Source organism: Halomonas shantousis (genome assembly GCF_054654615.1).
In genome coordinates this window covers 170,210-196,122 of record NZ_BAAIER010000002.1, presented here as the reverse complement: position 1 = coordinate 196,122, position 25,913 = coordinate 170,210, and the positions used below count along the sequence as shown (strand labels likewise).

Below are 25,913 nucleotides of genomic sequence, written 5' to 3'. Positions count from 1 at the left end.
GCCACGCGTTACACCATTATGTAATTTACGTAAAATACCGAAGAGCCTTCGCCTGTCAGCTTTCATTTCTCGCCATCAGGGCCTCAATCTCGTCGCAGGATTTGGGTACCGCCGATGTCAGCACTTCGCCTCCCTCGGCCGTCACGGCGACATCGTCCTCGATGCGGATCCCGATCCCGCGCAGCGCCGGAGGAATGTCCTCGGCATCGGGGATGTACAACCCCGGCTCGACGGTCAGCACCATGCCCGGCTCGAGAGGGCGTGGCTGCCCGTCACGGCGGTAAGGGCCCACGTCGTGCACGTCCAGCCCCAGCCAGTGAGACGTGGAGTGCAGATAGAAACGCCGATAGGCGCCCTCGCGAATACAGCTGTCCACATCGCCTTCGAGCAGGCCCAGCCGCATCAGCCCCTCGGTCAGGTCACGGACCACGCCGTCGTGGATCTCGCTGAGACTGATGCCTGGCTTGACTGCCGCCACGGCGTTGCACTGCGCCTTCAGCACGACCTCGTAGACGGCACGCTGCATCTCGCTGAAGCGGCCGTTGACCGGGAAGGTGCGCGTAATGTCGCCGGCATAGAGGTCGAATTCGGCGCCGGCATCGATCAGCACCAGGTCGCCATCGTTGAGCGGCGCCGCATTCTCGATGTAATGCAGCACGCAGGCATTGGCGCCGCCACCGACGATGGTGCCGTAGGCAGGGGCACGGGCGCCGTGCCATTGGAACTCATGCTCGATCTCGGCCTGCAGTTGATACTCGTACAATCCGGGACGTGCGCTATGCATGGCACGCATGTGTGCCAGTGCCGAGACATGCGCGGCGTGACGCATCAGCTCCAGTTCAGCCTCGCTCTTGATCAGGCGGTGCTCGTGAATCAGATGGCTGACGTCGGCAAAGGCCTGGGGGGGACAGGCCCCGCGACGAGTCCGACCGGCCAACTCGCTGCGCACCTCTTCGGCCAGCGCCAGAGCCTGGTCGTCATCGAGCGGCAGATAGAGCGTGTCACGCCCGTCGAGCAGCGCTCCCAGGCGTTCGCGCTGGGCATTGTCGAAGGCCTCGTCCATGCCGTAGTGCTCCACGGCGCCGCTCGCGCCTATGCGGATACCGGTCCAGGCTTCCTTTTCGGGATCCTTTTCCTGACAGAACAGCACCGCTTCGCCTTCTTCGCGTCCCGGCAACAGCAGTAACAGCGCATCGGGCTCGGGAAAGCCGGTGAGATAGTGAAAGTCGCTGTCCTGACGGAAGGGGTATTCGCTGTCGCGGTTGCGCGTGACCAGCGAAGCGCCGAGAAGCAGCACTGCGCTGCCCGGGGGAAGATCGGCCATCAGCGCCTGACGCCGGGCGCGGTACTGTGGCACGGAGATCGCCGCGGGACGCGGCAGGGATTCACGTTGCATCAGCCCTCCTGGTGGTGATTCGCGATATCGATGTAGCGGACGGGTCAGTGACGAACGGGAGGAGAGACCTCACCGTCCGGATTGCCCTGGTGTCCGTCCTTCTCCACCTGCTCGACCTGCGGCTGGCCGGGATGCTGCTCGGTATACAGCAGCATGGCGGCCATGCGGGCATGTTCGGTCAGGGCGAACAGGTCATTCTCGTTCTCGGCGTTGTCCTCGAGTTCGACATCGATGTTCGCCAGCCCCTCGAGATCCTCCAGCGCCTCGCGCAGGCTGCTGGACCAGTTGTCCCGGATGTCGGGCTCGACTTCGCCCACGCCTTCGAGAAAGCCCAGCGTCCAGTCCTTGAGCCCCTGGGCACGCTCCGCCAGCGAAAACATCTCATCAGGCAGCAGCAGCTCGAAATTGAGTTCCGGGGCCGCCAGGGCGTCGAGGGTCTGACGGCGCCAGGCCAGCAGAAGCTCGCCATCCTCGCGGGATTGCGGCTGTTCGACGCCGAGTGCCGCACACACCTCTTCCAGCCAGTGCTCGGCGGGAATATCGCGCAGGGCGAGCTGCGAGCACAGACGGCCATCGAGAAATGCCGGCGACTGCAGGCTGCCATGGGCAAGGAAGACATCGGCGACGCTGGAGAAATCGAGTTGGTCGTTGATGATCGACATGGAAGCCTCCTTGGTGGGTCGCCGCCCGCTTGCGTTGACCGCTATGGGGCGGCTCTCTATAGTGGCTCAAGCTATCGTGCCCGAGACGTCGCGCCCGGTACGCGACAAGCATCGCGTGCCGCCGGACGCATGAAGTGCATATCCCTCATCTTACCTTACCGGGCCCGGACTTGGCCCGTTGTGGAGCGATGTCATGACCGACGCCTCGCGTCCCACCACCGAGATCAGCCTGCTGGGACGCTCTTATGTCATTGCCTGCCCGCCGGAGGAGCAGGCCCAGCTCAACCGGGCGGCCCGCTATCTCGATCGTGCCATGAATGGCATCCATGCGCGCAGCAAGGTCCTGGGAGCGGAAAAGATCGCCATCATGGCAGCGTTGAATATCGCCAACGAACTCCTCCAGGCCCAGGACGAGAAGCGTACCAGCGAGGCGAAGCTGGAAAAGCTCGCGGCCCGTCTCGAGAAGGCGCTGGCTCCCGCCGGTACGCTGGACGAGCGTTGAAAACGATGCAGGTCATTTGGGCTGATGCCCATCCTCTGTTAGGATGAAGATGTTCCCTGGGGTGTGCGCCAGTCGTTGACGTCCCTTGAGCCTATGCGCTGTACCCAGGGGGCTGCCAGCCAGGCCTGTGTGCATGTCCGTGCGACGGAAAGCCTAATGGTCTGTCGGCGGCCACCCACCTGAACCAGTAGGTTCAGGGCCAGAACGACAGCGGCACTCTGGGGAACTCATGAACGAGACCGTTACCGCTTCCTCCGCCTCGACGCCCTCGCTCACGGCTCGCCGTGAACTGCGTCGCGAGCTTCGTCAGCGCCGTCGTGCGCTGAGCCCTTTGCAACAGCGCCTGGCATCGCTGGCGCTATGCCGTCATTTGCGCCAGTTGCCCGAGGTACGCCGTGCCCGGCGCATTGCCCTGTATCTGCCCAACGATGGCGAAATCGACCCGACGCCGCTGATACCCTGGCTGCATCGGCGTGGCGCCAAGGTCTATCTGCCGGTGTTACGCCCGTTCACCGCCAATCAGCTGTGGTTCGTGACCTATGATGCCGCCACGCCGATGGTGCGCAACCGTTTCGGCATCACCGAGCCCGACAGGCGCCACGGCGCCCACCGCGCCCGCCGTGTCTCGCCCTGGGCGCTGGATCTCGTCCTGCTGCCGCTGGTGGGCTTCGATGATGAGGGAAACCGCATGGGCATGGGAGGAGGCTTCTACGATCGCACCTTTGCCTTCACGCGCCTGCGCCGTCCGCATCCCCGCCTGATCGGGCTGGCCCACGACTGCCAGCGTGTCGCCACCTTGCCGGTGGCGAGCTGGGACGTGCCGCTCGATGCGCTGGTCAGCGATACGCGTGTCATACGTCCTGCTCGCCGCCACCGTTGATACCGGCGCCGCCGTCATTTTTGGAAGAGACCGTCGTTTTTGGAAGAGCCCGTCGTTTTTGGAAGAGACCGTCGTTTTTGGAAGAGACCGTCGTTTTTGGAAGAGATAGTTTAGCGCACGGAAAGCCAACCGGCCGATGGGTTACCCCACCGGCCGGTCGTCGAGTATTGATCTCGGCTCTAGTCGCTTGTGTATCAGGATCCGATCAGCGTCTGGGCATAACCGGTCGCAACGACACCCAAACCAAATACCAGAACCAGGGCCATGACCAAATCAGGCTTACGTTTCATTTCCCGCTCCGCAAACATTGACGCCGCCACACCCCTGACGACGCAACGACTATAGGGTTGCAGGAAAAGGCTGACAACCATCATTCTTGTGGTTGAGTTAAATTTTAATTAATGAACGCAGTTCGCGTTAATTTATGTATAAGATTTATTAAATATTCCTGACAAACTGACAATTTTAATGTTTTTTAACTACTGTACAGATAACCAATTCAAGCCATGAACAAGCGATAGGCAGCATTATCGGTTTCCTTCCAGTAGCGATAGCCGATCCTGTCGAAATGCTCCTCGACATGGCAACGATCCCCGTTGGGAACCTGCATGCCCACCAGTACCCGCCCATAGGCGGCTCCGTGATTGCGATAGTGAAACAGTGAAATATTCCAGTCCGCCGGTAGATGCGTCAGGAAGTTCATCAGCGCACCGGGGCGTTCGGGAAACTCGAAGCGGTAGACCTCCTCACTGAACTGCTCCCTGGGGCGCCCTCCGCCCAAGTGGCGGATATGCAGCTTGGCCAACTCGTTGTCGGTCAGATCCTCCACCGGATAGCCGGCATCGCACAGCTTGCGAATCACTTCCTGGCGATCCTCTCCGCCGGGCTTGACCTGCACGCCGACGAAGATATGGGCATCCTGCGGATCGGCATAGCGATAGTTGAATTCGGTCACCATGCGCTTGCCGACGATCTTGCAGAACTGCTTGAAGCTGCCGGGACGCTCGGGAATCGTCACCGCCAGGATCGCCTCACGCTGCTCGCCGAGTTCGGTGCGTTCGGCAATGTGTTGAAGGCGGTCGAAGTTGGTATTGGCGCCGGAGTTGATGCACAGCAGTGTCTGCCCCTGGGCGCCGGTCTGCTGAACGTACTTCTTGAGGCCGGCCAGCGAGAGCGCCCCGGACACCTCGGCCACGGCACGCGTGTCCTCGAAGATGTCCTTGACCGCCGCGCACATCTCGTCGGTGTTGACGGTGATCACATCGTCGACATGGTGACGCAGTATCGCGAAGGGCGCTTCGCCGATCTGCGCGACTGCCACGCCTTCGGCAAACACGCCGACCTGATCGAGCACCACGCGCTCGCCGGCGGCAAGCGCCGCCTTCAGGCAGGCCGAGTCGTCCGCCTCGACGCCGATCACCTTGATCTCGGGGCGCAGGTACTTGACGTAGGCGGCCACGCCGGCGATCAGCCCGCCGCCGCCCACCGGCACGAAGATGGCATCCAGCCGCCCGGTATGCTGGCGCAGAATTTCCATGGCCACGGTACCCTGGCCGGCGATCACGTCCGCATCGTCGAAAGGGGGAATGTAGGTGTAGCCATGCTCGGCGATCAGCGCTTGGGCATGCTCGAGCGCCTCGCCGAAGGCGTCGCCCTTGAGCACCACCCTGGCGCCGCGGGCACGCACCGCCTGGACCTTGATATCCGGCGTGATGCGCGGCATGACGATCACCGCCTTGACCCCCATCTGTTTCGCTGCCATCGCCAACCCCTGGGCGTGATTGCCTGCCGAGGCGGCGATGACCCCCTTGGCCTTCTGCTCGTCGCTGAGCTGGGCCATCTTGTTATAGGCACCACGAATCTTGAAGGAGTAGACCGGCTGGAGATCCTCGCGCTTGATCAGAATCTGATTGTCGAGACGGCGGGAGAGAAAGGACGCCCTGGAGATCGGCGTTTCGTAAGCCGCTTCGTAGACGCGGGCCTGGAGAATTTTCTTGACGGTTTCTTCGAGCATTTTGAGTCCTAATCGCGCATCCCGCCGACAGCCGCCCGGCCGCCGAACAAACCTCTATTGGTAGCAGACCACGGGTAACAGCGTCCAGCGACCGACCCGCTCACTTCGCGCTTCCACTATAATGGCGCCATTCCCTTCACCGACACGACGATCGAGACAGCCATGACTCAGGACGAACTCAAACGCGCCGTTGCCGCCGCCGCCATCGATGAAATCAAGCCGCTCCTGGCCAGCGATGTGGTGATCGGCGTGGGCACCGGCTCCACCGCCAATCAGTTCATCGATCAACTGGCCGCCCTGCGCCACGATTTCAGAGGCGCCGTGGCCAGCTCTCAGGCCACCGCCGAACGTCTCAAGCGACACGGCATCGATGTCTTCGAACTCAACCATGTCGGTACGGTGCCGGTGTACGTCGACGGTGCCGATGAAATCAACCCGCGCCTGGCCATGATCAAGGGCGGCGGCGCGGCGCTGACCCGGGAGAAGATCGTCGCCGCCTGCGCCGAGCGCTTCGTGTGCATCGCCGATGCCTCGAAGAGGGTCGAAGTGCTGGGCGGTTTTCCGCTGCCCATCGAGGTGATCCCCATGGCGCGCTCCTACGTTGCCCGCGAGCTGGTCAAGCTGGGTGCCGAGCCGGTCTATCGCGACGGCGTGGTCACCGACAATGGCAATCAGATCCTAGACTGCTTCGAGTTCCTCATCGAAGACCCCATCGCCATGGAGGAGCGCCTCAACAACATCGTCGGTGTGGTCACCAATGGGCTGTTCGCCTGCCGGGGAGCCGACGTACTGCTGCTGGGCACGGAGCAGGGCGTGCAGCGCTTCACCTGAATACGGTTCACCTGAGTGTCATGGCCGCACGCCGTTCGCTGACGGCGCGTGCTCATCCTGCCGGCGTCAGCCGCTCGTCGATACCCGCCAGGGTGCGGGCCAGGGCGCCGCGATTGGCGCTCACTACCGCCTCGCCGGCACGCCCCAGACGCTCGCGCTCGGCGCTGCGCTGGAAAAGATCGACCAGCGTCTCGCCAAGCGTGTGCGCGTCCGTCACCTCGACCAGCGCGTTCGCCTCGTGCAGGGTATCGGCAATGTCGCGGAAGTTGTGAAGATGCGGGCCGCTGATGACCGGTACACCGTACGCCGCCGGCTCCAGCAGATTGTGTCCACCGATCTCGACCAGGCTGCCCCCCACGAATGCCACGTCGACGGCGCCATAGATCATCATCAGCTCACCCATGGTGTCACCCAACAGCACGCTGGCGGCGGCGCCGGGCCATTGACCGCGGGAGCGTCGAGCCAGCTCCTCGCCCCGCGCCTGGCACCAGCTCTCGCATAATGCACCGACCGCCTCGAAGCGCTGGGGATGGCGCGGCACCAGAATCAGCAACGCCTCAGGGAATGCCTGACGCAACAGCCGGTGCGCCTCGAGAACCTGCTCATCCTCGCCGGGATGGGTCGAGCCCGCCACCCATGCCGGTCGACTCCCCAACCGCGCATGCAAGTGCTTACTTCGCCTGCGAGTCTCTTCATCCAAGGACAGGTCGTACTTGATCGAGCCGACGACCTGAGCACGTTCGGCGGGCATCCCCAGGGCGATGAAGCGCCGGGCATCTTCGGCAGACTTGGCCGCCAGCCAGCTGACGTTCGCTAAGGTATCGGCCATCAGCGCACCGACTCGTCGGTAGCCGGCGAAGGCGCGGGCCGAGAGCCGGGCATTGGCGACGATCACCGGGACCTCATGGCGTGCGCAGGCCGCCATCAGGTTGGGCCAGAGTTCGGTTTCGATGATTATCGCCAGCCGTGGACGCAGGCGACGGATGAAGCGCCGCGCCGCGCCGGGGAAGTCCAGGGGCAGGAAATGGTGAACCACGGGAAAGTGCTCGGCCGGGTACAGTGTCTGGACCCGCTCCGCTCCGGTGGCGGTCATGGTGGTGACGACCAGGCAATGATCGGGATAGCGGGAGCAGAGACCGTCGATCAGCGGCTTGGCCGCGAGCACCTCGCCCACCGACGCGGCGTGCAGCCAGATCACCTTGGCATTGCGCGGGCGCGCCACCCCTCCCAGGCGTTCGCGGCGCAGATGAGTGGGCGCCCACTCACGCCACACCCGCCACCAGATCAAGGGCGAAAGCAGATACAGCGCGGCGCTGTAGAGTCCCCGCGCCCAGCCGATGCGCCTTTTCACCTCAGCGCTCGCGGTCGAGAATGGTGGAGATCATGGCCGTGGTCGAGACGCCATCCTCGAAGCCCAGCACCCGGACCTCTCCGCCATGGGCGATGACCGCATCGCCTCCGGCAATCTCCTGCGGCTTGTAGTCGCCGCCCTTGACCAGCACGTCCGGCAGCACCGCCTCGATCAGCCGCGCCGGCGTATCCTCGGCAAACGGCACGACCCAGTCCACTGCCCCGAGCCCGGCAAGCACCTGCATGCGTCGCGCCAGAGCGTTGATCGGCCGCTTGGGCCCCTTGAGGCGGCCGATGGAGGCGTCGTCATTGACCGCGACGATCAGCCTGTCGCCGAGCCGTCGCGCCTGCTCCAGGTAGGCTACATGCCCGGCATGCAGGATATCGAAGCAGCCGTTGGTCATCACCACCCGCTCGCCGCGGGTCTGGGCGGCGCGCACCGCCTCGATTAGCGCGGCCTCGTCGATGACACCGAACTCGGCGAGCTTGTCGCCATGTACCGCGGTGTAGAGCTCGGCCACCGACAGCGTCGCGGTGCCGGGCTTGGCGACCACCAGTCCGGCGGCCAGATTGGCCAGGGTCATCGCCTCGGGATAGGCGTGCCCCGCAGCCAGCGCCAGCCCCAGCACGCCGATCACGGTATCGCCGGCCCCGGTGACGTCGAACACTTCGCGGGCCCGGGTCGGCAGGTGCAGCGGCGCGTGCCCCTCACGGATCAGTGTCATGCCCTTCTCGCTGCGCGTGATCAGCACCGCCTCGAGTGCCAGCTCGTCGCGCAGGCGCTCGCCCTTGGCGGCCAGCTCGTCATCGTCGCGACACGGCCCGACCACCGCCTCGAACTCGCCCAGGTTGGGGGTGATCACGCTGGCCCCCCGGTATCTGCCGAAATCGCTGCCCTTGGGGTCGACCAGTACGCGCTTGCCGGCATTGCGGGCCAGGGCGATGAGCTCCTCGACACGATTGAGCGTGCCCTTGCCGTAATCGGACAGGATCACCACGTCGACGTGCGCCAGGGCCGTGCTGGCCTGATCCAGCAGCCCCGAGGTGTCCACGTCCCGCAGCGCTTCCTCGAAATCCAGACGGATCAACTGCTGGTTGCGGCTCATCACTCGCAGCTTGGTAATCGTGGGAACCTGGCGGCTGCGCTGGAAGTAAGTCCTCACATCTGACTTCTCCAGGCAGGTCGTCAGCCGGTCGGCATTGTCATCCTCGCCGACCAGGCCGGCGAGCACCGCATGCCCTCCGAGGGCGGCGATGTTGAGCGCCACGTTGGCGGCACCACCGGGACGGTCCTCCGCCTCCTCCACCTTGACCACCGGCACCGGCGCTTCCGGCGAGATGCGCGACGTGCCGCCGTGCCAGTAGCGGTCGAGCATGACATCTCCCACCACCAGCAGGCGGGCCTGTTCCAGTGCAGTGAGGTCAAGCTTCATCGTCGGGCTCCTGGGCAGAAGGGTGAGCGGGATGTGGCGGTCGCGCCTTTTCCGGTACGGGAAGGGCCAGCAGCGACTCGAGCCGGTCGACGACGTCGTCGACCTGGATCAGCGCCATGGCATCGGGATGGCGCACCCGCTGGCCCCAGGTGATCTCGCCGGGCGGCTTGTGCAGGTAGGTGCGCACCGCATCGGGATAGCGGTTGACCACATACTCGCGCCAGCAGTAGGGCGCGGCACGGTCGGGGTTGGTCGTGGCGTACAGCCCCAACGTCGGCGTTCCCAGCGCATTGGCCATGTGCACCGGCCCGGAATCGGGCGCGATGACCACACGGGCCCGGTCGAGCAGCGCCAGCAATCCTTTCAGCGAGGTGGCGCCGATGGCGTCGATCGTCGTTTCGGGACGGGTCAGCGCGCAGATTCGGGCGCCCATTTCACGCTCCTGGGGACTGCTGCCGCCGGTCATCACCGTCACCAGGCCATGCTGATCCCAGACCCGCTCGATCACCGAGGCATAACCTTCAGCGGACCAGTTGCGGAAGTTGCGCAGCCGCGGATTGGCGCACGGGCTGATGACCAGATACGCCGCCTCGCCGGTCAGCCTGGCCGCCTCCGCATAGGCATTGTCGGGAATCGGCAATCGCCATTCGAGGTCGGCCCGGTCAGGCACCTCGGCCCCCAGCAGGCGAGCGAAATCCAGAAACGACTCCAGCACGTGCGCATGGGGATGGGGCGCGAGCTGGTGATGGGTGAACCAGTATTGCCGGTCCTTGGCGCGAGCCTTGTCGTAACCGACCCGCACATCGGCCTTGAGCCCCAGCGAGAGCACGCTGGCACGCAGCGCCTGCTGCATGTGCAGTAGCACGTCGAAGCGCGTGTCGGCGAGACGTCGCCATATCTCGCGCATGCCCGCCAGCCCCGTCGCCTTGTCGTAGACCACGAACTCGACCCCGGAGAGGCCGGAAAGTAGACTGTGCTCCCCCTTGCCGATGATCCAGGTGATGCGGACTTCGGGCCATTGGCGCTGCAGGGCGCGGATGGTGGGCACCAGGTTGCAGACGTCGCCCAGCGCGGAGAGTCGCAGCACGCCGATATGCGCGGGACGGACGGGCAGAGGATGCTTCATGCAGTTGGCAACGTTCCAGAAGAGAAAGACTTTCATTCTATATGATGCGGACATTCTATGTGACGCCGCCGGGCCGTCACAAATCGACGCCGCCTGGTTCACGCCGGATTTCTGGCATGATCGTCATGCGGTGACGGGGCAGGCGCCGGGGCGGGGTGCCAGCCTGTTTCTATGCGTCGGCGAGGAGGAGTGGGTGTTGCGTCCGTACCGCCGCGGCGGGATGGTGGCCCGCTTGAGCGATTCCCGCTATGTGTGGACCGGCCTCGAGCGTACCCGCGCCTTTCGTGAGATGCGCCTGACCGCCACGCTGTACACGCGGGGGCTGCCGGTACCGCGCCCGGTGGGTGGATGCGTGTGGCGCCATGGTCCCACCTACGAGGCGGCGCTGATGACGGTACGCCTGACCGGCGCCCAGACGCTGGCAGAACTGCTGCCTCAGGCGGATAATGGCCTGCTTGAGCAGGTCGGCGCCACACTTCGACGTTTTCACGATGCCGGCCTGGATCATGTGGATCTCAACGCACGCAACCTGCTGATCACTCCCGATGCCCGGGTCTGGCTGATCGATCTCGACCGTTGCCGCCTGCGCCCGCCCGGGACTTGGCAACAGGCCAATCTCGCGCGGCTCGGACGCTCGCTGGAGCGCTTTGCTCCCGGCCAGGGAGAAGACAGGCTGCATGCCATACAACGCGGTTATCACTCCCCTACCCTGATGCCCTGAACCTTCATGACCGATACTCTTTCATGGCGCATGCGCCAACTGCGCGCCAGCCTCGTCTTCGCGCTGTTCAATCTGCTGCTGGTATGGCTCATCGCCCTGCGCTACGCGCCTTATCTCGAATCCCCCGACGACCTGCTGGGCATCAGTTATCTGATACTGACCTGGACGGGGCATTTCGCTCTGCTGGTACTGCTCGCCTGGCTCCCCTTAGGCCTCTTGTCGCTGGGGCTGCCGCGCAGGGCATTGTGGCTGCCGGCCGCGCTGCTCACCTCTGCCGGGCTGTGGCTGATGCTGCTGGACACCGGCGTCTATGCCCAGTATCGCTTTCATATCAATCAGTTCATGGTATCGCTGTTTCTCAACGACAAGAACGGCGAGATCTTCAGCTTCCCCCTGTCGACCTGGCTGGTGTTTGCCGGCGTGGCGCTGACGCTGTTTCTTCTCGAGGCGTGGCTGGCCGCTTACCTGTTCGCCTCGCCGCGTGCCTGGCGGTTGCCGGTCTGGCGCACCGTGGCCGGTTTGATGCTGGCGATGGTCGCCAGTCATGCGATCCACGTGGTGGCCGATGCCCGCTATCAACGCAGCGTCACCCAGCAGGTCGGCATCTTCCCGCTGCTGTTTCCCGCCACCGCCAAGGATTTCATGGAGAAGCGTGGCTGGCTCGATCCGCGTGCGGCGCGCGCCGAGCGCACCGACATCGCCAGCGGCAACGCCGACAGCCTGCACTGGCCGAAAGCGCCGCTGAGCTGCACGCCGGGCGAGCCCTCCCCCAACATCCTGTTCATCGTGCTCGACTCCTGGCGTCATGACGAGTACGGCCCCGATGTCACTCCCGTCATGTACGACACATTTGCCGGGCAGGGCCGCGTGTACCGCGAGCACTACAGCGGCGGCAACGCGACCCGCAACGGCATGATGAGCCTGTTCTACGGTCTCACCGGCAACTACTATCCCCTGCTCGACGACACCCAGACCCCGCCGCTGCTGATCACCGAACTGCAGCGTCAGCACTACGCGCTGGGCATCTTTGCGTCGGCAAGCCTGGACAGCGTCGGTTTCGATCGCACGCTCTTCGCCTCGGTGCCTGACCTGCGCCTTGCCACACCGGGCGACACCCCGGCCGAGCGCGACCGGCGCATGACCGAGGACTGGCTGGCCTGGCAGGCCGCACGCCGAGAGGCATCCGATGCGCCCTGGTTCGGTCTGCTGTTCTTCGATGCTCCACACGGCTACAGCGTGCCTGAAGAGGCCGCAGCGCCCTTCCAACCGGCCGCCGAGACGATGGGCTATCTGGAGCTCGGCCCCGAGACCGACCCGACGCCGTACTTCAATCTGCACCGCAACGCGGTGCATTATGATGACAGTCTGGTCGCGAAGGTCATCGACGACCTCAAGGCGAGCGGCGAATGGCAGAACACCGTACTGGTGGTTACCGCCGACCACGGTCAGTCCCTGAACGATTTCGGCAAGAACTACTGGGGACACAACAGTCATTTCGCAGCTCCGCAGACCCGGGTGCCGATGATTCTGAGCGGCCCGGGTATCGAACCCGGCGAGCACGCCGGTACCACCAGCCATCTCGACGTGGTGCCGACACTGATGCGTCACGCGCTGGGCTGCACCAATCCGAGCGACGACTACAGCCATGGTCAGGACATGCTCGATGCCACGCTGGATCATCCCTGGGTCATGGCGAGCAGCTATCTGGACTACGGCATCATCGAGGATGACCGTATCACCGTGATCGACGGCACGGGTTCCTGGGAAGTGGTCGATCCGCAGCTCGATCCGCTGCCCGAGCAGACCTTTTCACCGGCGGTGCTCGAGGCGGTCACCAGCATGAAGCGCTTCTTCGACTAGCCGCAATCTTTCAGCCCTCTCCAGGAGGCCCCATGCCCCATCAGCGAGCCAGGATCACCGGCGTGGTGATCACGCTCAACGAAGCTCACAACATCGAGGCCTGCCTGGCCTCGCTGGCCCGGGTGTGTCATGAGCTGATCGTGGTCGATTCCGGCTCGAGCGACGCCACCCGCGAACTGGCGGCGCAGGCCGGGGCACGCATCGTCGAGCAACCCTACCTGGGGGACGGCCCGCAGAAGAACGTGGGGCCGCAGCACGCCAGGCACCGCTGGGTTCTCTCCCTCGACGCCGACGAGCGGCTGACCGATGCGGCCGTCTCCACCATCGCCGCACTCGACCTCGACGCCACCGCACACGACGGTTTCGCCCTGCGCCGGCGCAATTTCATCGGCTCGCGCTGGGTGAAGACCTGCGGCTGGTACCCGGACTACTGTATCCGGCTCTACGACCGCACGCGCACGGGGTTCTCCGATACCCGCCAGCACGCCTCGGTGCAGGCGGAGAATCCCCGCCGGCTCGATGCCGATATCGAGCACTACTCCTTCGCCAATCTCGCCGAGCTGTTCACCAAGGCCGGCGGACGCTTCTCCAGCCGAGCGGCCAAGATCATGTACCTCAAGGGCAAGCGCGCCCGCGCCTTGTCGCCGATCACTCATGGCGCCAACGCCTTCGTGCGCAAGTACCTCTTCCAGCGCGGCTTCGCCTCGGGTGTCGATGGCTTCTCCGTGGCGCTCTCGGCGGCGGTGAACGCCTATCTCAAGTACGCCAAGCTGCTCGAGTTCCAGCGTGACGCCAAGGTGCGCGACGCCGAGAACTTCGACAATGTCTGGTAAGGCGGGTCCATGAGCGCTCACTTGCATGTCTGCCATGTCAATCTGGCACGCGGCTTCCGCGGCGGTGAACGCCAGACCGCGCTGCTGATCCAGGCACTGGCCCGCCACGGCATTCGTCAGACGCTGGTCTGCCGTCGGGACTCGCCTCTGCGTGACGAGGTAGCCGTCCTGCCGGTCGCGGTGGTCAGCGCCGACTCGCAGTTGGCGGGGCATTTCACGGTGCCACGCGCCGATATCGTGCACGCTCACGAGGCCAAGGCCGTGCACTGGGCGTATCTGCAGCATCGACTGCGCGGTACGCCCTACATTCTCACCCGACGCGTCCCGCAACCGATCAAGGACAAGCCGTTCAATCGCCTCACCTACCGCGCCGCGGCCTGTGCCGTGGGCATCTCCTCGGTGATCGAGCATCACCTCGAGGAGCGCAGCTGGTGCCCGGTGACCCGCATTCCCAGTGCCCTGTCGCATCTGCCCAGCGATCCGGAGCGGGTCGCGGCGCTACGCCAGCGCTTCGCGGGCCGTCGCATCGTCGGCCATGTCGGCGCGCTGGTCGACCGCCATAAGGGACAGCGACTGCTGATCGAGGCGGCCCGTCGCCTGCGCACCAGCCACCCCGACCTGCTCTTCCTGTGTCTGGGCCAGGGCGAGGATGGCGATGCCCTGCGCGCCGAGAGCAGCGATCTCGACAATCTGGTCTGGGAGGGCTTTCAGCGCAATGTCGGCGACTATCTCGAAGCCATGGAGCTGTTCGCCTTTCCGTCGCGTAACGAGGGGCTGGGGTCGACGCTGCTCGACGCCATGGATCACGGCGTGCCGATCGTTGCCGCCCGCGTGGATGGCATTCCCGATATCGTGATCGATCAGGAGAGCGGCGTGCTGGTGCCTGCGGAAGACAGCGATGCCCTGGCTCAGGCGATCGCCGCGCTGATCGACGATCCCGAGCGGCGTACGCGCCTGGCCGCGGGAGCTCGACGACGCCTGGACGCCTTCACGCCCCAGGCGATGGGCAGTGCCTACCTGGCGCTTTACCGGCGCCTACTCGGTCATGCCGCTGCCCAAGGGTAACCACCCTGCATGGTCTGGCCATGCAGGGCGCCGTATGCCGCAGCGCATCGGAGCATGAGAAACAATTCAGCCACCACGGAACCTGGCGCATCGATGTCCGTCATCAGACGGTAATGTTACTCTCGCTGACGGCACTCATGGATGAAACGAACAATGTCGATCTCTCATGACACCCTTCGTTGGTGTGTACTTACTTACATTGGAATATGTCTGGGTCATGCCCTGGTGATCAGCGTACCGCTGCATTGGTGGTGGTCGTTGCCGACGATCGCCTTGTGGCTGGGAATGGCCTGGGTGTTCCACTGGGGCCATCCGCGACAGCGGGCCACCTCGCGCCGTGTCTGGCCCTGGTCGCTTCTGCCGCTGGCCCTGTGGTGGTGCTATGTCTACCTTGCGGCCAGCTTCGGCAATGTGGATCTCGGGGCCGTCATCTTTCATCTTCAGGCCGGCATCACCGAAAGTGGTGGCACCGAACGCATCATCGTCGGCATCCTCTACACCCTGGCGGCTCTGGTCATGCTGGCGGCCTTTACCTGGCTGGTGCGCGTCGACCATCGCTGGCGGCTCTGGGAACGGGTACTGGCGCTGTTCCTGCTGGCGCTGAATCCACTGCTGTTCGGCCTGTCGCTACGCGGCGCCGCCGTCGTGGGCAACGACAACAACTGGCTGGAGCAGCGCTATCGCAAGCCTCAGATCGAGGCAGAGCCTCAGAACCCGCCCAACCTCATCTACCTGTATCTGGAGAGTACCGAACGTACCTATGCCGACCGTGAGCGCTTCGGCGATGTCTATGCCGATCTCGCCGCGCTGGGCCGTCGGGGCACGGTAGTGACGGGTATTCACCAGCTCGACAACACCGGCTGGACCATGGCGGGCATGGTCGCCTCGCAGTGCGGCGTGCCGCTGATTCCCGCCGGACTGGTCCATGACAATCAGTTCGAGCCTCTCGATGAGGTGTTGCCCAACGTCACCTGCCTCGGCGATATCCTGAGCGAGCGTGGCTACCACCTGACGTTCATGGGCGGAGCCAGCACCCGCTTCGCCGGCAAGGCCAAGTTCTATCGGGGCCACGGCTTCGATACCGTACTCGGGCGCGACGAACTCGAAGATCAGGTAACACCGCCGGACTATCTCAACGATTGGGGCCTGTTCGACGACACGCTGCTCGACATGGCAGTCGAGCACGTCCGCGACCTGGCGAGCCGTCAGCAGCCGTTCGCCTTCATTGGCCTGACGCTGGCTGCCCATCCGCCGTTCGGCAATCCTGCCCAGGCCTGTCTTGACCAGCAGGGGGACTTCGATGGCGAGAACATTCTCTATTCAGTGAAATGTACCGGCTGGCTGGCGCGACGCTTCGTGGAGCAGCTGGATCGCGAAGGGCTGCTCGACAATACCTTGGTAGTGATTGCCAGCGATCATCTGTCGATGCGCAACTCCGCCTGGCAGCAGCTCGTCGCCGGCCCCCGCGAGAACACCTTCATCCTGCTCGGCAAGAGCATGGCGCCGCGCATGACGATCGACCGTGACGCCTCCATGGTCGACGTCTACCCCACCGTGCTCGAAGCCATGGGCTACCGACTGAGGAATCACCGTGCCGGACTCGGGGTATCGCTTCTCTCGGAGAGTCCAACGCTGGTCGAACGCCACAGCCTGGAGGAAATCAACAGCCACATGCAGGTGGAAAGAGCCCTGCAGGAGCACATGTGGAAGGGGGTCAACTGACCCCTTTCATCCTGCCCGCCGTGACGGCGTCGAACACCTGCTCCGGGCTCAGCAGCCGCAGACAGTGATGGTGGCCAAGCGGACAGGTGCGCTGGAAACAGGGCGAGCAGTCCAGCCCCAGCATATGGATCCTGGCATCTTCTGACAGCGGCGGCGTGTAGGCCGGCGAGGTAGAGCCGTACAAGGCGTGGATACGGGTGCCCACGGCGGCCGCCACGTGCATCAGCCCCGAGTCGTTGGTCACGACCTGCTGGCAGTCGGCAAGCAGGTCCACGGCATCGGCCAACTGCGTTCTTCCGCAGAGGTTGTGTACATGGAGAAGTCCCGACCCGATGGCCTCGCCAGCCTCCACATCCTTGGGTCCGCCCAGGACGCGCACCTCGTAGCCCTCCACCGTCAGGCGCTCGGCCAGGCGTCGAAAGGAGGCCAGCGGCCACTGCTTGGAAGGACCGTACTCGGCACCGGGCATCATGCCGATGGCAGGCCGAAGCGACAGGCCCAACCGCATGCGTAGCGCCAGCTGGTTTTCCCGATCCACACTGAGTCGCGGATGCGGGATGGGGAAATCCCCCTTGCGCGTTTCAGCCTGCGGCAGCCCGAGCGATACGAAGCGCTTGACGGTCTGGTCGAGGGCGGCCTTGTCCAGCTTGCGACGCTCGTTGAGAAGCCCCACGCGCTGTTCGCCGGTGAAACCGATTCGCTTGGGGACTCCGGCGAGAAACGGAACCAGCGCCGACTTCCAGGAGCGTGGAAGAACGATGGCCTGATCGAAGCGCCCCCTGAGCGTGCGTGCCAGCTGCCGTCGGGCCTGCCAGCCGAACTCCCCGTGCTTGACGTCCAGGGCAATGGCCTCGTCGACCTGCGGCATGCGCGCCAGGACGGGATGCGACCAGGCCGGCGCCAGCACTCCCAGCCGACAACCGGGATAGCGCGTCTTCAACGTCATGAACAGGCTCTGGGCCATGACCATGTCGCCGACCCAGGACGGCCCTACGATCAGGATGCGCGACACTTCGGCCGGGCGCGCCGCATCAGGCATTCAACCAGTCCAGATAGGCGCTCACCCCTTGGGCGACGGTCTTGAACTCGCCATCGTAGCCGGCCTCGCGCAACCGCGAGATGTCGGCGCGAGTGTAGCTCTGGTAACGCCCCTTGAGTTCGTCGGGAAACTCGATGAACTCGATCGCCCCCTTGCCGTAGTAGTCGATCACCGTGTCGGCGATGGCCTTGAAGGGCTCGGCACGTCCGGTACCCAGGTTGAAGATGCCGGACTTTTCCGGATGGTCGAGAAACCACAGATTGACGTCGACCACGTCGCCCACATAGATGAAGTCGCGGCTCTGCATGCCCGCCTCATACCCCTCCCAGGCGCCGAACAGACGCGGATTCTGGCCCTGGCGCACCTGGGTGTGGTGATGGTAGGCGACGCTGGCCATCTTGCCCTTGTGCTGTTCACGCGGACCGTAGACATTGAAATAGCGAAAGCCCACCACCTGGCTGGCCAGGCTGGCCCAGCGGCTTCTCACATACTGATCGAACAGCAGCTTGGAGTAACCATAGACATTGAGCGGCTTTTCGAACTCGGGTTGCTCGACGAACACTTCGCTGCCGCCGTAGGTGGCCGCCGAGGAGGCGTAGAGAAACGGGATGCCGCGCTTCTGGCAGTAGTGCAGCAGCACCTTGGAGTATTCGAAATTGTTGGCGAGCATGAACTTGCCGTCCCACTCGGTGGTGTCCGAGCAGGCGCCCTCGTGGAAGATCGCCTCGATGGGCGGCAGGCCGCTCTCCTCGCCGCGCAGCGCAGCCTGTACGCGGTGCAGGAAGTCGTCCTTGTCGAGATAGTCGCCCAAAGTGCAGTCGGCCAGATTGACGAACTTGGTGCCGTCACTCAGATCGTCGACCACCATGACATCGTCACGGCCACGCGCGTTGAGTGCCTTGACCAGATTGGCCCCGATGAATCCGGCGCCGCCTGTCACTACGATCATGTCTTCCCCTCTATCTTTCGCTGTGCACCTCGGGGGTGTCCCGATGACGTGTCGGCCGTGGCCGCGACATTCCGCCCGGTGCCTATAACCCGTTAGCGGGTAATTGTATACTTGGCGGTTCTTGAATTCATGGGCCAATGGTGCTTCACCAATGACACAGTCGACGCCAGACGTGAAAACCTTTCAGGGCCTGATCCTCGCCCTGCAGCAGTACTGGGCCGAAAAGGGCTGCGTGATCATGCAGCCGCTGGACATGGAAGTCGGCGCGGGGACCTTTCACCCGGCGACGTTCCTGCGCTCCATCGGTCCCGAGACCTGGAATGCCGCCTACGTGCAGCCGTCGCGGCGCCCCACCGACGGCCGTTACGGCGAGAACCCCAACCGCCTGCAGCACTATTACCAGTTCCAGGTGGTCATGAAACCTTCCCCGCTGGCACTGCAGGAGCTCTATCTCGGCTCGCTGGAGCGTCTGGGCATCGACCCGCTGGTGCATGACATCCGCTTCGTTGAGGACAACTGGGAATCGCCGACGCTGGGGGCCTGGGGCCTGGGCTGGGAAGTCTGGCTCAACGGCATGGAAGTGACCCAGTTCACCTACTTCCAGCAGGCCGGCGGCATCGAGTGCTACCCGGTCACCGGTGAGCTGACCTACGGCCTCGAGCGTATCGCCATGTACCTGCAGGATGTCGACAGCGTCTACGATCTGGTGTGGGCCATCGCCCCGGACGGCAGCCAGGTGAGCTACGGCGACGTCTATCTGCAGAACGAGCGCGAGCAGTCCGCCTACAATTTCGAGCATGCCGACGTCACGGCGCTGTTCGCCAGCTTCGATCAGCTCGAGGCCGAGTGTAACCGGCTGCTCGAGGCGAATCTGCCGCTGCCCGCCTACGAACGGGTGCTCAAGGCCTCGCACACCTTCAACCTGCTCGATGCTCGCCACGCCATCTCGGTCACCGAGCGCCAGCGCTTCATTCTGCGCGTACGTACCATGGCCCGTGACGTCGCGCATGCCTACTACGAATCACGCAAGGCCGCCGGATTTCCCATGGCACCCGAGGCCCTGCGCCAGGAACTACTCGGCCAGGAATCGCTGGCCCAGGAAGGAGACGCCTAAGCATGGCTGCCAATACCCTACTCGTCGAACTGGGCGTCGAGGAACTGCCGCCCGGCGCTATCGCTTCCCTGGCGGAGGCCCTGCGCGACGGTATCAGCGCCGCCCTGCGTGACGCCGAGGTTCCCTTTTCCCATGCCCAGGCCTATGCCACGCCGCGCCGCCTGGCCTTACGCATCGAACAGCTCGCCGATAAGCAGCCGGATCGCGAGATCGAGCGTCGAGGCCCGGCGCTGGCTGCGGCGTTCAAGGACGGTGTACCGACCAAGGCCGCCGAAGGCTTCGCCCGCTCCTGCGGTGTCAGCGTCGATGAACTGATTCATCTGGAAACCGACAAGGGCACCTGGCTGGGCTATCGCGTCCAGCAGCAGGGCGAAGCGGTAAATGCGCTGCTGCCCGAAATCGTCGCCAAGGCGGTGGCCGGCCTCCCGGTGCCCAAGAACATGCGCTGGGGCGCTTCGCGCATCGAGTTCTCTCGCCCCGTGCATTGGTTGACGATGCTCTACGGTAACGACGTGATCGAGGCCAGCGTGCTGGGACTTTCGGCCGATCGCCTCACCTACGGCCATCGCTTCCATGCGCCCGAGGCCATCTCGCTTGCCCATGCCGACGATTATCTCGACGCGCTGGAGCAGGCCTACGTCATCGCCGATATGCCGCGTCGGCGCGAACGCATCCGCGAGCAGGTACTGGCTGAGGCCGAGGTTCAGGAGGCCCAGGCCGTCATCGACGAGGATCTGCTCGATGAGGTCAACGGCTTGGTGGAATGGCCGGTGGCGCTGACCGGCAGCTTCGACGAGCGCTTCCTCGAGGTGCCTGCCGAATGTCTGATCTCGTCGATGAAGGCCAACCAGAAATATTTCCACCTGCTCGATGACACGGGCCGGCTCAAGCCGCTGTTCATCACGCTGGCCAACATCGAGAGCAGTGACCCCCAGCAGGTCATTGCCGGCAACGAGAAGGTTATCCGTCCGCGCCTGGCCGACGCGGCCTTCTTCTACGAGACCGACCTCAAGCGGACGCTGGCCTCGCGCCGCGACGGCCTGGCCAACGTGGTCTTCCAGCAGCAGCTCGGCACCCTGGCCGACAAGGCCGACCGAAGCGACGCCGTGGCTCGCTATATCGCCGAGCGCATCAATGGCGACGTGGAACATGCCGGACGTGCCGCCCAGCTTGCCAAGTGCGATCTGGTCACCGAGATGGTGCTCGAGTTCCCCGAACTGCAGGGCATCATGGGTACCTACTATGCCCGTCACGACGGCGAGGACGAGGCGGTTGCCGAAGCGATTCACGAGCAATACCTGCCACGCTTTGCGGGTGACGAGATTCCCGGAACCAGGACCGGCCTGGCCCTGGCGCTGGCCGATCGCCTCGATACACTGACCGGCATCTTCGGTATCGGTCAGCGCCCTACCGGCGCCAAGGATCCCTTCGCCCTGCGCCGTGCAGCGATTGGCGTGCTCAACATCCTGATCAAGGCTGAGCTCGACCTCGATCTGCGCGAGCTGCTAGAGCAGGCCGCTGCCCAGCATCGCGACCTGCCCAAGGCCGAGGGTCTGGTCGATGAGGTGTTCGAGTACATGCTCGACCGTTTCCGCGCCTGGACCCAGGAAGAAGGCATCGCCGTGGAGGTCTATCTCGCCGTGCGCTCACGTCCGGTCACGCGCCCGCTGGATTTCGCCCGTCGCGTGCGTGCCGTGCATGCTTTCAGCCAGCGCGAGGAAGCCGCCGCCCTGGCCGCCGCCAACAAGCGTGTCTCCAATATTCTCGCCAAGCAGGCGCATGAGGTCGGCGACAGCGTCGACACTTCGCTGCTGCACGAGAACGCCGAAAAGTCCCTCGCCGAGGCGTTGGAGGCACGTCGGCGCGAGGTAGCGCCGCTGTTCGCCGAGGCTCGCTACAGCGAGGCGCTGGATGCCCTGGCGGCACTGCGCACGCCGGTGGACAGCTTCTTCGATGATGTCATGGTCATGACCGACGACGAAGCCGTGCGGCGCAATCGCCTGGCCCTGCTCGCCAGTCTTCAGGGGCTATTCCTCGAGGTGGCGGATATCGCCGAGCTGCAGCAGTAAGCTTTCAGCTATCCATGCTGCCAAGGACCGGTCATCGTACCGGTCCTTCTCTTTCCAGCCCTTCTCGCTCTCCCGTGTTTCACGTGAAACCTCTCACAAGCTGAGCCATGCTTGTCTCACCTGACCATATTGCCAAGGCCCTCTTTCATGCCCCAACCGCTTCCCGCTCCCCCCTACGACGTAGCGCCTCAGAAGGTGATCATTCTCGACCGCGACGGCGTGATCAACGAGGACTCGGAAGCCTACGTCAAGTCGCTCGAAGAGTGGATACCCTATCCGCAGGCCATCGGCGCCATCGCCCAGCTGTCGCAGAACGGCTGGACGATCGCCGTCGCCACCAACCAATCGGGCATCGCCCGCGGCTATTATGACGAGGCCGAACTGGCCCGGATGCATGAACGGTTGCTGGCATTGGTACACGAGGCTGGCGGTGAAATCGTGCACATCGCCTACTGTCCCCATGGTCCCGATGATGGCTGCGCCTGCCGAAAACCCAAGACCGGGCTTCTTGAGCAGATCCAGGCTGCCCTGAAGCTGGAAAGCCTGGCAGGGGCCTGGATGGTGGGCGACACCTTGCGGGACCTGCAGGCCGGGATCGCCATGGGTTGCCGGCCGGCACTGGTGCGCACCGGCAAGGGCAAGCGGACCGAAGCCAGCGGCGGGCTGGGGCAGGCATGGAGATTCGATGATCTGGCGGCATTCGCCGCGCATTTGCTCGACCACCCCGTGAGACCGGAATAAGGAGATTCAGCATGGCGACACCCATGAAGGCATTGATTGCCGGTGCCAGCGGCATCATCGGTCACGGCGCCTACCGTGCCCTGAAGGCGCACGGCGCCCAGGTCAAGGGACTCGCACGTCGCCCGATCGCCGATATCGAGACGATATGTGCCGACCTTACCAACGCCGAGGAGACTACCCAGGCCATTGCCGAGCAGGCCAGCGACACGACACATCTCTTTTATGCCGCGCTGGCTCCCGACGGGGACCTGTCCATCGAAGCCGGGCGCAACGCGCTGATGCTCGACGACTTGCTCAATGCTCTGGAAAAGGCCGGCGCACCGCTCGAACGCGTGGTGATCTATCAGGGCTTCAAGATCTATGGCATTCATCTCGGTGCCAAGGTGCCCACTCCGGCGCGCGAGGACGATCCCAGCCACATGCCGCCCAACCTTTACCGGGCGCAGGAGGCAATGCTGGCCCGGAGAGCCGCGCAGGCCAGCTGGGATTACGTGGCGCTGCGCCCCGATGTGGTTGTCGACGGTCACGTCTACGGCAACCCCATGAACATCGCCCTGGTGATCGGGGTATTTGCCGAGCTGTCACGCGAGCTGGGTGTGCCGATGCGCTATCCCGGCAGCGAAACCGCCTACCGCGTGCTGATGCAGTTCACCGATGCCGAGCTGCTCGGCCGCGCCAGTGTCTGGGCCGCCACCACACCCGGTATTGGCGGAGAGGCCTTCAACGTGACCAATGGCGACGTCTTCCGGTGGGAGCGGCTCTGGCAGGATGTGGCCGATCATCTCGGCTTGGCAACGGCGTCTCCCGTGCCGCTCGACCTGTCCACCCACATGGCTGACAAGAGCGAGGTGTGGCGACAGCTCGCCGAGCGCCACGGTCTCGTCGAGCCCGATCTCGACAAGCTGGTCGGCTGGAGCTTCGGTGACTTCATCTTCAATACGGAAACGGACGTCATTTCCGACGTCAACAAGATCCATCGTCACGGTTTCACTGAAACCTGCGAGGCACGCCAGACGCTACTCGACGCCATCGACAACCTGAAGAGGCACCGCATCATCCCGTGATGTTGGGCCGGGTTACCCGGCCCTCTCGCAGCCGGAGGGCTTCACCCTCCGGGATGCGGGGCGGGGGCATGTTTCACGTGAAACACGCTACGCTCGACTTGCCTTCGCTCCCATCAGTGCCAGTCTCTCCGCCCGCTTCCGCGCGTGATCTGACCAACAGGCCCCGCGCATATCCACCAGGGCTGGCCGAGAGTCGCGTATTGAAACCCCGACATGACATCATCCTGTCATGGACACCGGCTTTCATCTGGCCGAGGCTTCGCCGGACCCGGTCCGATCGCTCCGCTGTTGCATGACAGGAGAAAGCTCCCTGGGGACGGGATACGCATCGAAGGGCGGTCAGGATCGGCCCGGCAAGCTCGCAGGTGGGACAGAGTCAGCCAGTCGAGAACAGCGGCCAAGACGTGAAAGGCCCGGCATTGCACCGGGCCAGGCGACAGCGACAACCGCTGCTGATCAGACCTTAGCGGGATAGACCATCATCGGCGGCGTGGCGCGCATATCGACGGGAACTTCGAAATCGTCGGCGACTCCGGTCATCTCCTTCGCCGGATACGGAAAGCCGCTGCGATCCGCATAATCATATACCGCCACCGCAGGGCTATGTGCCTTGTGGCGCTTGTTCAACGACTGGGCACAATAGAGGTCCAACGCCGTTGTCGCCGCCATCGCGGTCATTGCCCAACCGACATTCTCCCGTTTCGGGTTGTCCGGCGTGTAGATCATGGTCAGACCTGCAAGATCCAGCACATCGCCGCCAACCCGTGCCCAGATGGAGGGCGCAGGATTATCCGTCAGCGCACCGATCCCGCATGCGATCTCGCGGGCGCCACAGGCCTGCACCAAGCGCTCATGCCCCTCAGCCCCCAGTGCCTGAGTCAACGTCCGCGGCGCGCACAGCTGAACGAGCCCCAGGCCAATGCTGAACCAGCCAAGGCCACGGGCCAGCCTATCCGAGCCGGCCATCGAGCGATGCCCCGACGATGCGGGCGTATGCGAGTAATGCCGTTCCACCTCGCTCATAATCGCCTCCTTGCGTTACATTCCGGGTTTGAGTACGACCTTGACACAGCCGTCCTGCTTGTCGCGGAACGTCTTGTACATTTCCGGCCCCTGATCCAGTCCTACGGTATGGGTGATAACGAAGGAGGGGTCGATCTGGCCTTCATCGATCCGCCGCAGCAGGTCATCGGTCCAACGATTCACGTGGGTCTGGCCGGTACGTACCGTCAGCCCCTTGTTCATCAGTGCCCCCATGGGGATCTTGTCGACCAGCCCCCCGTAGACACCGGGAATCGACAGCACACCAGCGGGACGGCAGACATAGATCATCTCGCGCAGCACGTGCGCCCGGTCGGACTCCATCATGGTCGCCTGCTTGACGCGGTCGTAGACGGAGTCGAGCGAGCGGGTGGCATGCGCCTCGAGCCCTACGGCATCGATACACTTCTCGGGCCCCTTGCCACTGGTCAGCTCGTTGAGCCTCTCGAGCACGCTCTCGTTGCTGAAATCGATGGTGATCGCCCCGCCGGCCTCGGCCATGGAGAGGCGCTCCGGTACATTGTCGATGACAATGACCTGGCGTGCGCCCATCAGCACGGCGCTGCGGATGCAGAACTGCCCGACCGGACCGGCGCCCCAGATCGCCACCGTGTCGGTCGGTTGAATATCGCACTGCGCCGCGGCCTGCCAGCCGGTAGGAAAGATGTCGCCCAGAAACAGCACCTGCTCATCGGTGAGAGTATCCGGCACCTTGACGTGAGTAGTGTCGGCAAACGGCACACGCACATATTCAGCCTGTCCCCCCGCATAGCCGCCGGTCAGATGGGAATAACCGAACAGCCCTGCCCCACCGTGGCCAAACGCCTTGTCCGCCAGGGCCTTGTTGCGATTGGAACGTTCACAGACCGAGAAATTGCCTCGCCGGCACTGATCACACTCTCCGCAGAAGATGGTGAACGGCACGACGATCCGGTCGCCCACCTTGAGCTTCTTGTTATCGGCACCGACCTCCATGACTTCGCCCATGAACTCGTGACCCAGGACGTCGCCCGATTTCATGCCGGGAATGAAGTGATCGTAAAGATGCATGTCGGAACCGCAGATGGCGCAGCTGCTGACCTTGATGATCGCATCGCGTCCATGCTCGATTTCGGGATCGGGAACCGTTTCATAGCGGATGTCGGTCTTTCCATGCCAACATAGAGCTTTCATGCGTTACCTCTCTGAGATCGAGTTATCATCCCCATTGCGGGGCATGATCGATTGCGTTCTGCCTTGCCACGATGCTCCTTCAGCATGAGGCTGGGCAGATGCACATACTGTAGCTGTCAGCGACGGCACGACACCGGATGTCCCAAGGACGGCGCTGCATCAGCGTTCCTTTAGAGACTAGACCATCACAGGGAAATCTACCGGGGCGGGAGGGCCTTGCCAGCCGGAAGCGCCTTCCGAGATGGCTCTTCTGCATTCAAGCTGCCTTTCCCCACGATATTTCAGGCGGGCATAAAAAAGGCCCGGCACTCGGCCGGGCCTGCAGAGT

Annotated in this window: 22 protein-coding genes and 1 other RNA gene; 13 read left to right on the top strand and 10 right to left on the bottom strand. The window is 64.1% G+C overall.

All coding sequences use genetic code 11. From position 1 onward, the window contains the following. Window positions 1-55: 55 nt before the first annotated feature. Window positions 56-1,396 carry a Xaa-Pro aminopeptidase gene (gene pepP / locus ACYQ12_RS01560; protein WP_459866702.1) on the bottom strand — a complete coding sequence of 447 codons (1,341 nt, stop codon included), beginning with the start codon at window positions 1,394-1,396 and terminating at the stop codon, window positions 56-58. A gap of 44 nt (window positions 1,397-1,440) precedes the next feature. Next, window positions 1,441-2,058, bottom strand: a complete 618-nt coding sequence (locus tag ACYQ12_RS01555) for a UPF0149 family protein (protein WP_459866699.1) — start codon at window positions 2,056-2,058, stop codon at window positions 1,441-1,443. 193 nt (window positions 2,059-2,251) lie between these two features. Between ACYQ12_RS01555 and ACYQ12_RS01550 the strand changes: the two genes are divergently transcribed. From ACYQ12_RS01550 to ACYQ12_RS01540, 3 genes are all read left to right on the top strand, one after another. Continuing rightward, window positions 2,252-2,560, top strand: coding sequence for a cell division protein ZapA (locus ACYQ12_RS01550; RefSeq protein ID WP_459866696.1), 309 nt, complete (start codon window positions 2,252-2,254; stop codon window positions 2,558-2,560). A 50-nt stretch (window positions 2,561-2,610) separates the two neighbouring features. After that, window positions 2,611-2,789: non-coding RNA, 6S RNA (gene ssrS, locus ACYQ12_RS01545), on the top strand. Continuing rightward, complete coding sequence (locus ACYQ12_RS01540) at window positions 2,790-3,440, top strand: 5-formyltetrahydrofolate cyclo-ligase (protein WP_459866693.1); 651 nt, start codon at window positions 2,790-2,792, stop codon at window positions 3,438-3,440. A 499-nt stretch (window positions 3,441-3,939) separates the two neighbouring features. Here the strand turns inward: ACYQ12_RS01540 and ilvA are convergent, their stop codons facing one another. After that, a complete protein-coding gene (gene ilvA, locus ACYQ12_RS01535) occupies window positions 3,940-5,454 on the bottom strand; it encodes a threonine ammonia-lyase, biosynthetic (RefSeq protein WP_459866690.1) in 1,515 nt (504 codons plus the stop codon). A gap of 162 nt (window positions 5,455-5,616) precedes the next feature. Between ilvA and rpiA the strand changes: the two genes are divergently transcribed. Beyond that, window positions 5,617-6,285, top strand: a complete 669-nt coding sequence (rpiA, locus tag ACYQ12_RS01530) for a ribose-5-phosphate isomerase RpiA (protein ID WP_459866687.1) — start codon at window positions 5,617-5,619, stop codon at window positions 6,283-6,285. Between the two features lie 52 nt (window positions 6,286-6,337). On the opposite strand, the gene waaA is transcribed toward rpiA, so the two are convergent. Genes waaA through ACYQ12_RS01515 form a run of 3 tightly spaced genes read right to left on the bottom strand, consistent with a single transcriptional unit; the run spans window position 6,338 to window position 10,194 of the window. Further along, a complete protein-coding gene (gene waaA / locus ACYQ12_RS01525; protein WP_459866684.1) occupies window positions 6,338-7,636 on the bottom strand; it encodes a lipid IV(A) 3-deoxy-D-manno-octulosonic acid transferase in 1,299 nt (432 codons plus the stop codon). 1 nt (window position 7,637) lies between these two features. Further along, the gene (gene hldE / locus ACYQ12_RS01520) at window positions 7,638-9,068 is read right to left on the bottom strand and encodes a bifunctional D-glycero-beta-D-manno-heptose-7-phosphate kinase/D-glycero-beta-D-manno-heptose 1-phosphate adenylyltransferase HldE (RefSeq protein ID WP_459866681.1); all 1,431 of its coding nucleotides are present in this window, start codon (window positions 9,066-9,068) and stop codon (window positions 7,638-7,640) included. Beyond that, entirely contained in the window at window positions 9,058-10,194 is a 1,137-nt protein-coding gene (locus ACYQ12_RS01515) for a glycosyltransferase family 9 protein (protein WP_459866678.1), read from the bottom strand. The genes hldE and ACYQ12_RS01515 overlap by 11 nt, the downstream gene beginning before the upstream one ends. Between ACYQ12_RS01515 and ACYQ12_RS01510 the strand changes: the two genes are divergently transcribed. From ACYQ12_RS01510 to ACYQ12_RS01490, 5 genes are all read left to right on the top strand, one after another. Beyond that, entirely contained in the window at window positions 10,193-10,915 is a 723-nt protein-coding gene (locus tag ACYQ12_RS01510) for a 3-deoxy-D-manno-octulosonic acid kinase (protein WP_459866675.1), read from the top strand. The two genes, ACYQ12_RS01515 and ACYQ12_RS01510, sit on opposite strands and share 2 nt — an antisense overlap. A gap of 6 nt (window positions 10,916-10,921) precedes the next feature. After that, a complete protein-coding gene (locus ACYQ12_RS01505; protein ID WP_459866672.1) occupies window positions 10,922-12,775 on the top strand; it encodes a DUF3413 domain-containing protein in 1,854 nt (617 codons plus the stop codon). Window positions 12,776-12,807: 32 nt separating this feature from the next. Next, window positions 12,808-13,608, top strand: a complete 801-nt coding sequence (locus tag ACYQ12_RS01500; protein WP_459866669.1) for a glycosyltransferase family 2 protein — start codon at window positions 12,808-12,810, stop codon at window positions 13,606-13,608. 9 nt (window positions 13,609-13,617) lie between these two features. Beyond that, window positions 13,618-14,673 (top strand): glycosyltransferase, encoded by a 1,056-nt coding sequence (locus tag ACYQ12_RS01495; RefSeq protein WP_459866666.1) that lies wholly within the window; start codon window positions 13,618-13,620, stop codon window positions 14,671-14,673. A gap of 153 nt (window positions 14,674-14,826) precedes the next feature. Beyond that, window positions 14,827-16,395, top strand: a complete 1,569-nt coding sequence (locus ACYQ12_RS01490; protein ID WP_459866663.1) for a sulfatase-like hydrolase/transferase — start codon at window positions 14,827-14,829, stop codon at window positions 16,393-16,395. On the opposite strand, the gene waaF is transcribed toward ACYQ12_RS01490, so the two are convergent. Together waaF and rfaD are read right to left on the bottom strand one after the other, a co-directional pair. Then, the gene (gene waaF, locus ACYQ12_RS01485) at window positions 16,388-17,434 is read right to left on the bottom strand and encodes a lipopolysaccharide heptosyltransferase II (protein WP_459866660.1); all 1,047 of its coding nucleotides are present in this window, start codon (window positions 17,432-17,434) and stop codon (window positions 16,388-16,390) included. The genes ACYQ12_RS01490 and waaF overlap by 8 nt on opposite strands. Then, on the bottom strand, window positions 17,427-18,383 hold the full coding sequence (gene rfaD / locus ACYQ12_RS01480; RefSeq protein WP_459866657.1) for an ADP-glyceromanno-heptose 6-epimerase: 957 nt from the start codon (window positions 18,381-18,383) through the stop codon (window positions 17,427-17,429). Before rfaD ends, waaF begins: the two co-directional genes overlap by 8 nt. Before the next feature lie 151 nt (window positions 18,384-18,534). Between rfaD and glyQ the strand changes: the two genes are divergently transcribed. The 4 genes from glyQ (at window position 18,535) to ACYQ12_RS01460 (ending at window position 23,371) form a co-directional block, all read left to right on the top strand. After that, window positions 18,535-19,497 carry a glycine--tRNA ligase subunit alpha gene (glyQ, locus tag ACYQ12_RS01475; RefSeq protein ID WP_459866654.1) on the top strand — a complete coding sequence of 321 codons (963 nt, stop codon included), beginning with the start codon at window positions 18,535-18,537 and terminating at the stop codon, window positions 19,495-19,497. A gap of 2 nt (window positions 19,498-19,499) precedes the next feature. Then, window positions 19,500-21,566 (top strand): glycine--tRNA ligase subunit beta, encoded by a 2,067-nt coding sequence (gene glyS / locus ACYQ12_RS01470; RefSeq protein ID WP_459866651.1) that lies wholly within the window; start codon window positions 19,500-19,502, stop codon window positions 21,564-21,566. Window positions 21,567-21,713: 147 nt separating this feature from the next. Beyond that, window positions 21,714-22,307, top strand: a complete 594-nt coding sequence (gene gmhB / locus ACYQ12_RS01465) for a D-glycero-beta-D-manno-heptose 1,7-bisphosphate 7-phosphatase (protein ID WP_459866648.1) — start codon at window positions 21,714-21,716, stop codon at window positions 22,305-22,307. Window positions 22,308-22,318: 11 nt separating this feature from the next. Continuing rightward, window positions 22,319-23,371 carry an SDR family oxidoreductase gene (locus ACYQ12_RS01460; RefSeq protein WP_459866645.1) on the top strand — a complete coding sequence of 351 codons (1,053 nt, stop codon included), beginning with the start codon at window positions 22,319-22,321 and terminating at the stop codon, window positions 23,369-23,371. Between the two features lie 456 nt (window positions 23,372-23,827). On the opposite strand, the gene ACYQ12_RS01455 is transcribed toward ACYQ12_RS01460, so the two are convergent. Together ACYQ12_RS01455 and ACYQ12_RS01450 are read right to left on the bottom strand one after the other, a co-directional pair. Then, window positions 23,828-24,394, bottom strand: coding sequence for a hypothetical protein (locus ACYQ12_RS01455; RefSeq protein WP_459866642.1), 567 nt, complete (start codon window positions 24,392-24,394; stop codon window positions 23,828-23,830). 15 nt (window positions 24,395-24,409) lie between these two features. Next, a complete protein-coding gene (locus tag ACYQ12_RS01450; protein WP_459866639.1) occupies window positions 24,410-25,585 on the bottom strand; it encodes a zinc-dependent alcohol dehydrogenase in 1,176 nt (391 codons plus the stop codon). Between the last annotated feature and the right edge of the window lie 328 nt (window positions 25,586-25,913).

Coding starts and splice junctions, on each gene's coding strand:
- pepP (WP_459866702.1), bottom strand. CDS start 1,396: ATGCAACGTGAATCCCTGCCGCGTCCCGCGGCGATCTCCGTGCCACAG.
- ACYQ12_RS01555 (WP_459866699.1), bottom strand. CDS start 2,058: ATGTCGATCATCAACGACCAACTCGATTTCTCCAGCGTCGCCGATGTC.
- ACYQ12_RS01550 (WP_459866696.1), top strand. CDS start 2,252: ATGACCGACGCCTCGCGTCCCACCACCGAGATCAGCCTGCTGGGACGC.
- ACYQ12_RS01540 (WP_459866693.1), top strand. CDS start 2,790: ATGAACGAGACCGTTACCGCTTCCTCCGCCTCGACGCCCTCGCTCACG.
- ilvA (WP_459866690.1), bottom strand. CDS start 5,454: ATGCTCGAAGAAACCGTCAAGAAAATTCTCCAGGCCCGCGTCTACGAA.
- rpiA (WP_459866687.1), top strand. CDS start 5,617: ATGACTCAGGACGAACTCAAACGCGCCGTTGCCGCCGCCGCCATCGAT.
- hldE (WP_459866681.1), bottom strand. CDS start 9,068: ATGAAGCTTGACCTCACTGCACTGGAACAGGCCCGCCTGCTGGTGGTG.
- ACYQ12_RS01510 (WP_459866675.1), top strand. CDS start 10,193: ATGCAGTTGGCAACGTTCCAGAAGAGAAAGACTTTCATTCTATATGAT.
- ACYQ12_RS01515 (WP_459866678.1), bottom strand. CDS start 10,194: ATGAAGCATCCTCTGCCCGTCCGTCCCGCGCATATCGGCGTGCTGCGA.
- ACYQ12_RS01505 (WP_459866672.1), top strand. CDS start 10,922: ATGACCGATACTCTTTCATGGCGCATGCGCCAACTGCGCGCCAGCCTC.
- ACYQ12_RS01500 (WP_459866669.1), top strand. CDS start 12,808: ATGCCCCATCAGCGAGCCAGGATCACCGGCGTGGTGATCACGCTCAAC.
- ACYQ12_RS01495 (WP_459866666.1), top strand. CDS start 13,618: ATGAGCGCTCACTTGCATGTCTGCCATGTCAATCTGGCACGCGGCTTC.
- ACYQ12_RS01490 (WP_459866663.1), top strand. CDS start 14,827: ATGTCGATCTCTCATGACACCCTTCGTTGGTGTGTACTTACTTACATT.
- waaF (WP_459866660.1), bottom strand. CDS start 17,434: ATGCCTGATGCGGCGCGCCCGGCCGAAGTGTCGCGCATCCTGATCGTA.
- rfaD (WP_459866657.1), bottom strand. CDS start 18,383: ATGATCGTAGTGACAGGCGGCGCCGGATTCATCGGGGCCAATCTGGTC.
- glyQ (WP_459866654.1), top strand. CDS start 18,535: ATGACACAGTCGACGCCAGACGTGAAAACCTTTCAGGGCCTGATCCTC.
- glyS (WP_459866651.1), top strand. CDS start 19,500: ATGGCTGCCAATACCCTACTCGTCGAACTGGGCGTCGAGGAACTGCCG.
- gmhB (WP_459866648.1), top strand. CDS start 21,714: ATGCCCCAACCGCTTCCCGCTCCCCCCTACGACGTAGCGCCTCAGAAG.
- ACYQ12_RS01460 (WP_459866645.1), top strand. CDS start 22,319: ATGGCGACACCCATGAAGGCATTGATTGCCGGTGCCAGCGGCATCATC.
- ACYQ12_RS01455 (WP_459866642.1), bottom strand. CDS start 24,394: ATGAGCGAGGTGGAACGGCATTACTCGCATACGCCCGCATCGTCGGGG.
- ACYQ12_RS01450 (WP_459866639.1), bottom strand. CDS start 25,585: ATGAAAGCTCTATGTTGGCATGGAAAGACCGACATCCGCTATGAAACG.